The sequence below is a fragment of the Fimbriimonadaceae bacterium genome, from assembly GCA_023957775.1.
Taxonomy (GTDB): domain Bacteria; phylum Armatimonadota; class Fimbriimonadia; order Fimbriimonadales; family Fimbriimonadaceae; genus JAMLGR01.
On the sequence record JAMLGR010000018.1, the window covers coordinates 82426 to 88425 of the forward strand.

5 protein-coding genes are annotated in these 6000 nt (G+C 66.4%); 2 read left to right on the forward strand and 3 right to left on the reverse strand.

The window, feature by feature from the left end; translation table 11 throughout:
• Nucleotides 1-297: 297 nt before the first annotated feature.
• The 3 genes from M9921_14360 to trxA all read right to left on the reverse strand — a co-directional run bounded on the left by M9921_14360 (nt 298) and on the right by trxA (nt 3671).
• Nucleotides 298-1476: a thiolase family protein gene (locus tag M9921_14360; protein ID MCO5298027.1), complete on the reverse strand. Its 1179-nt coding sequence runs from the start codon at nt 1474-1476 to the stop codon at nt 298-300.
• 257 nt (nt 1477-1733) lie between these two features.
• Entirely contained in the window at nt 1734-3335 is a 1602-nt protein-coding gene (gene murJ, locus M9921_14365; protein MCO5298028.1) for a murein biosynthesis integral membrane protein MurJ, read from the reverse strand.
• A 12-nt stretch (nt 3336-3347) separates the two neighbouring features.
• Nucleotides 3348-3671, reverse strand: a complete 324-nt coding sequence (gene trxA / locus M9921_14370; protein MCO5298029.1) for a thioredoxin — start codon at nt 3669-3671, stop codon at nt 3348-3350.
• A 163-nt stretch (nt 3672-3834) separates the two neighbouring features.
• Here trxA and M9921_14375 point away from each other — a divergent pair, with 163 nt between their 5' ends.
• Both M9921_14375 and dnaG read left to right on the forward strand, forming a co-directional pair.
• The gene (locus M9921_14375) at nt 3835-4635 is read left to right on the forward strand and encodes a hypothetical protein (protein MCO5298030.1); all 801 of its coding nucleotides are present in this window, start codon (nt 3835-3837) and stop codon (nt 4633-4635) included.
• Between the two features lie 66 nt (nt 4636-4701).
• Nucleotides 4702-6000, forward strand: a 1299-nt coding sequence (gene dnaG, locus M9921_14380; GenBank protein MCO5298031.1) for a DNA primase, incomplete at its 3' end; no start/stop codon positions are given.

A 6000-nucleotide genomic window follows, 5' to 3' on the forward strand; every position in this document is an offset into this window, starting at 1 on the left:
CGATTTTGCCCGAAACGGTCCAAACGCCGCTTCGTTCGGTCCCCCAAGGAGGTTCATTCCATCCCGCCGAGGATCCGATCCCGGCAATTCCTATGGGAGTCGGGAATCGGGAGACGGGAGTCGGGAGTCGGGAGACGGGAGTCGGGAGACGGGAATCGGGAGACGGGAATCGGGAGACGGGAATCGGGAGACGGGAATCGGGGGACGGGAATCGGGGGACGGGAATCGGGAATCGGGAGTCGGGTGCCACGCCCGCTTGACGGGCGTGCTCCCACACAGAACCCAGCAGCGCGTTTGCTACAGGGCTTCGATCAAGATTGCCGTCGCCTCGCCGCCGCCGATGCAGGGGCTGGCGATGGCGTACTTGCCTCCGCGACGCCTCAGCTCGTGCATCGCCGTAAGTACCAACCGCCCCCCGGTCATGCCGATGGGGTGGCCGAGCGCCACCGCGCCGCCGTTGACGTTGAGCTTCTCCGAGGGGATGCCCACCTTGTCCGCCACGTTCATCGCCACGACGGCGAAGGCCTCGTTCACCTCGAAGACGTCGATGTCCGCGACCGTCAGCCCGTGGGCCGCCAAGAGCTTGGCGATCGCTTCGGCGGGGGCCGTGGTGAACCACTCTGGCGCCTGGGCGTGCTGGGCGTAGCCAACGACGCGGGCCAAGGGTCTGAGCCCATGGGCCTCGGCATGGGTGCGCGAGGCGACCACAAGCGCCGCGGCCCCGTCGTCCAGCGAACTGGCGTTGCCTGCGGTCGTCACGCCCTCCTTGTCGAACGCGGCGCGCAACGAGGGGAGCTTTTCGATGTTGCCCCTGCCCGGCTCCTCGTCTTCGGCGACGACCACGGGGTCGCCGCGCCGCTGAGGCACCTCGACCGGCACGATCTCCTCTGCAAGGCGGCCGTTCTGCTGCGCGGCCAGTGCTCGGCGATAGCTCTCGGCAGCGAACTCGTCGATCTTCTCGCGCGAGTAGTTGAGTTCGCGCGCGCACAGGTCTCCGCACGAGCCCATGTGTTGGTTCGAGTAGGGGTCCCAAAGGCCGTCGTGGATCATCATGTCCACTACCTTCCCGTCGCCCATCCGAAGGCCGGTGCGGGCTTCGGGCAGAAAGTAGGGCGCGTTGCTCATCGACTCCATGCCGCCGGCCACGACGAGTTTGGCGTCGCCCGACCGGATCGCCTGCGCCGCCATCATCACCGTCTTCATACCGGAGCCGCACACCTTGTTGACCGTGGTGCAGGGCACGCTCTGCGGCAAGCCCGCACCGAGCGCTGCCTGCCGCGCGGGAGCCTGGCCGACACCGCCTTGAAGCACCTGTCCGAACAGCACCTCGTCCACCTGATCGGGTTGCACGCCGGCACGCTCGAGCGCCGCTCGAATCGCGATCGAGCCCAGTTGGGGCGCCTTCATGCTCGAGAGAGCGCCGGCAAACGCGCCGATCGGCGTGCGCACGCCGGAGAGAATCACGACATCTTCCATTGGGGAGAGATTACCGTCACGCAGAGGCGCGGGGGAATGGCACGCAGAGAACGCAAGGGGCGCGAAGGGCAGGGGCTTCACGCAGAGCCGCAGAGGCGGGGGGGGAAGGGCACGCAAAGAACGCAAGGGGCGCGAAGGGGAGGGGTTTCACGCAGAGTCGCAGAGGCGCGGGGGGGAATGGAACGCAATAACGCAAGGGGCGCGAAGGGGAGGGGTTTCACGCAGACTCGCAGGCACGAACGGACCCCCAACCGGGATCACGCGCGCCGGTTGAGCTTCGCCAGGGCGCGGTCCACGGTGGCGACCTCCGGCATGTGGAGGGCGCGGGTGGCGAGGTAGTACGCCCATGCCCCGAGCAGGCCCACCACGGTTAACTCGAGCGCCAGCACGGGAGTGTGCCACCGGCCGTCAACGAGGGGAAACAGCGCTCCGCCCGCCCAGAGCAGGCCACCCATGATCGCGCTCGCCCCCGCCGATTTGCCCAGCGTCGCTCCGAGCGCGGCAAAATCGATCGCCCCGACCTTGCGCGAAACGGCCACGAGCAGCATCGCGACGAGCAGGATCGCGGAGATCGAGCTGGCCAACGGCAGCGCGCGAATGCCGAGCGGAGTGCGCATCAGCGCGAACGTCAGTCCCACGAAGAGACCCGTCGCCACCGTCCCCAAAACGATTGGCGCCGTGGGACTCTGGACCGCGAAGAACCCGCGCATCAGCACCGGATGCAGGCACCACGCGGCCACGCCGATCGAGAACATCCTCAAGAGGGCGGCGGTGGCCGCCGTGTCGGCGGGGGTGAACCTGCCGTGTTCGAAAAAGAGCGAGACGATCTGGGGGGCGAGCACGAACAGGAACGTGGTGATCGGAATCGTGAGATAGAGCACGGTCCGCATGGTGGAACCCAGCTGGCTGCGGAACAGGTCCATCCGCTCCTGGGCGAAGAACTGCGTCAGGGCGGGGAACACCGCGATCGCCAAGGACTGTCCGAAGATTCCCAAAGGCGCCTGCATCAGACGGTTCGACGTGTTCAGCCACCCGTTCGCCCCGGCCTGGAAATACGATCCGAACGCCTGCATGATCAGCGCGTAGACGCCGGGGAGAGAAAGCCCCAGCACCACGGGCAGCATCAGGCGGAAGACCTTCTTCACCCCGGGATGCGAGAGCTCGAGCGAAGGGGTGAACCGCGCACCGATCGAACGCATCGCGAAGAGCGGGATGACGAGATTGCCGATGGCCGCGCCCGTCAACGCGCCCCAAGACATGCCGATCTGACCGGGCACGAAGAACGGGGCCAGGGCGAGAGCACCGAAGATGATCCCGAGGTTGTAGATGTTCGGACCCAGGCCCGGCGCCGCGAACTTCTGGTGGGCGTAGAGGGTGCCGAACAACACGCCCCCGATGAAGAACGCGTACTGGGCCGGCAGGACGATGCGGCTCATGTGGGCGATCAATCCCATCACCGCGTCCACCTCGTGAGGATCGACGGAGTGGAGCTTGCCGGGCGCCACCAGGTGTGCGAGCGGCAGCGCGAAGATCCACGCCAGCACGATCAGGGCGCCGACGACGATCGACATGAACGTCACCACGACGCTGAACACCTTCCACGCATCCTCCTTGCGGTCGGTGTGGAGGTACTCGCTGAAGACGGGGATGAAGGCGCTGCTCAGCGCGCCTCCGGCGATGAGAAAGAAGAGCAGGTCGGGGATGAGGAACGCGAGAATGTACGCGTCGGTCTGGACCGACATGCCGAACTTGGCGGCGATGATCATCTCCCGACCAATCCCCAACACGCGACTGAGGAACAGGCTCAGCATCATGATGCCGCCCGCCCGCGCTACGTTGGGGAGTTTGTCGGTGGACAAGAGAGTGGCTCGTTAGAGAGCCCGATCGATCAGGGCGGCGATTTGGGGCTTGGGCGCGGCGCCGACCATCTGGTCCACAACCTTGCCGTCCTTGAATACGAGAAGCGCGGGGATGCTCATGACGCCGTACTGCGACGCGAGTTCGCCGTCGGAGTCCACGTCGACCTTGAAGACCTTCGCGCGGCCCTCGTACTCGGTGGCGAGCTGTTCGATCGACGGCCCGATCGCCTTGCAGGGACCGCACCACTCCGCCCAAAAGTCGATCAGAACCGGAACGTCTGACCCAAGCACCTTCTCCTGAAAATCTGAGGCGGTGACCGCCAAGTTGTTTGCCATGTTTCTTCTCTACTCCGTGAACCGTCCGGACGATCCGATTAGGTATACCTCAGGGCAGGCGCGGGCTGGCTCTGCAAAAAGAGCGCAAACCCGTGACCTTGTGGGACGCTTGCGGCGTCCTTTATAGTGAGAATCCGATAACGACTCTTAGGGGTGCTGATCTTTGAACATTCGAATCACTAACGTAGCGCTCGCCGCTGGCCTGGCCGCCCTCGTTTCGACGGGAGCGCTCGCGCAGACCAAGAAGGCGGAAACGGGCCTGGTGGGCATCAAGCTTTACGACACGGGTCTTCGCCTGGTGAGCATTTACGGCTCGCCGGACGACATCCAGGCGGTCTCCTTCGGCGGCGGAGCCATCGGCCCCGGCGGCGGCGGCGGCGCGGCGGGTCGGGGAGCTGGCCCCGGCGGCGTTCCGGGAGCCCCGGGCGGGGGCAAGAATGGCCCCATGGGGATGGAGGCGTTCGACTTCTCGTTCGGCACGACGCTGTTGCGCCAGGGTTCCCAGGGCTCGGGCGACCTGATGATGGATCCGAACTTCGGCAAGCCCCCCGGCGGCGGCGGAGCCGGTCCCGGCGCGGGCCCGACGGGTCCCGGTGGCGGCGGCGCCGCAGGCCTCGGAGGCGGCGGAGCCGGGACGACCCAAAAGGTCATCTTCACGCGCTGGGTCTACAAGCGCGCGGGCAGCCAGTACGGGTTCATCCTGGACAAGTTCAACCGCGTCGTACAGATCGAGGCGATCGGCCTGTCCAGCTCCAAAGTCCGCACGAGCACGGGGCTCGGGTTCGGTTCCTCGTTCGCGTCGATCATCAAGACGTACGGCGCTCCGGACGGCTACGAGCTGATGGGCGACAATCTGGTCGTTCGCTACCTCATCCGCAACAAGGTCGCGTTCCGACTGTCGCGTCTCGGCCCGGACAAGCCTCACGTGGTGACCGGCGTCGTCGTGGCGGGCGGCAAAACCTAGGCTTCACCCTGCAAGGCCCCTCGCCCATCCAGGCGGGGGGCCTTTTTTGTTGACATACTGAAGACGATGGGCGACGAGCGCGAAGAAATCCGGCGAAGGCTGAATCTGGTCGATCTCGTGTCCCAGCGCGTCAGCCTCCAGGGGCCGAAGCAGGGGAAATGGAAGGGCCTATGCCCGTTCCACGACGACAAGAACCCCTCCTTCGAAGTCAACCCCTCCATCGGCCGCTACCACTGCTGGGCGTGCGGCGAGAAGGGAGACATTTTCTCGTGGGTCATGAAGACGCGCAACGTCGAGTTTCGCGAAGCGCTCGAAATCCTGGCGCGCGAGGCGGGGGTCGAACTCGAGGCGTACAAAGGCCCGACCCGGTCCGAGCGCCTGGCCCTCGAGGACGCCATGGAGCACGCCAAGCGCTTCTTCGAAGCCGAACTCAAGCGCTCGGAAGCTGCCAGGAAGTACTGCGCCGATCGCGGACTGGACGAATCCACGCTGTCCGCCTGGGAAATCGGCTACGCCCCCGACGTGGGCGACGCCCTCGCGGGCTCCCTCCGCAAGGAGAAGTTCGAGTTGCGGCGCTGCAAGGAGCTTTTCCTCGTCGAGGAGGATGCCTCGGGAGGGTACTACGACAAGTTCCGCGGGCGGCTGATGTTCCCGATCCGAGACGAGCATGGCAAGCTCGTGGCCTTTGGAGGCCGGGTGCTGGGCGACGGGCATCCGAAGTACATCAACAGCAGCGACACGCCCCTCTACCGCAAGAGCCACGTGCTCTACGGCATGCACCGGGCGAAGGCCGCGATCGCCAAAGAGCAGCAGGCCGTGCTCGTGGAGGGATACCTGGACGTGATCGCGTGCCACCGCGCGGGCCTCGAGACCGCCGTCGCGTCGCTGGGGACCGCGCTCGCAACGGAGCAAGCAAAACTGCTGGGGCGTTGGTGCCGGCAAGCGGTGATCCTCTACGACGCGGACGAGGCGGGAAAGAAGGCGGCGGACCGCGCGGCCGACATCCTCCAAGAAGCGGGACTCGAGGTGCGCATCGCACTGATGCCGCCCGGCGAGGATCCGGACACCCTCCTACGCACCCAGGGGGCGGCGGCGGTGGTGGCCGCGGCCAAAGGGGGCCTCAAACCTCTGGCCCACCGCATCGGGCAACTCGTGGCGCGGTCCGATCCCCACGAGGAGGCCTTCTGGTCGGAGGCGTTCTCGATCCTGGCGGCGTGGCGCAGTCCGCTCGAACTCGACGAGATGGTCGTCCGGCTCGCACCCCTGTACCCGCACACCAAAGACCCGACGATCAACCAGAAGAGCATCCGGACGGGGGTCAACGAAGCCCGCCGCCAGCGTGCGCGCGACGCGGGTCGGACCCCG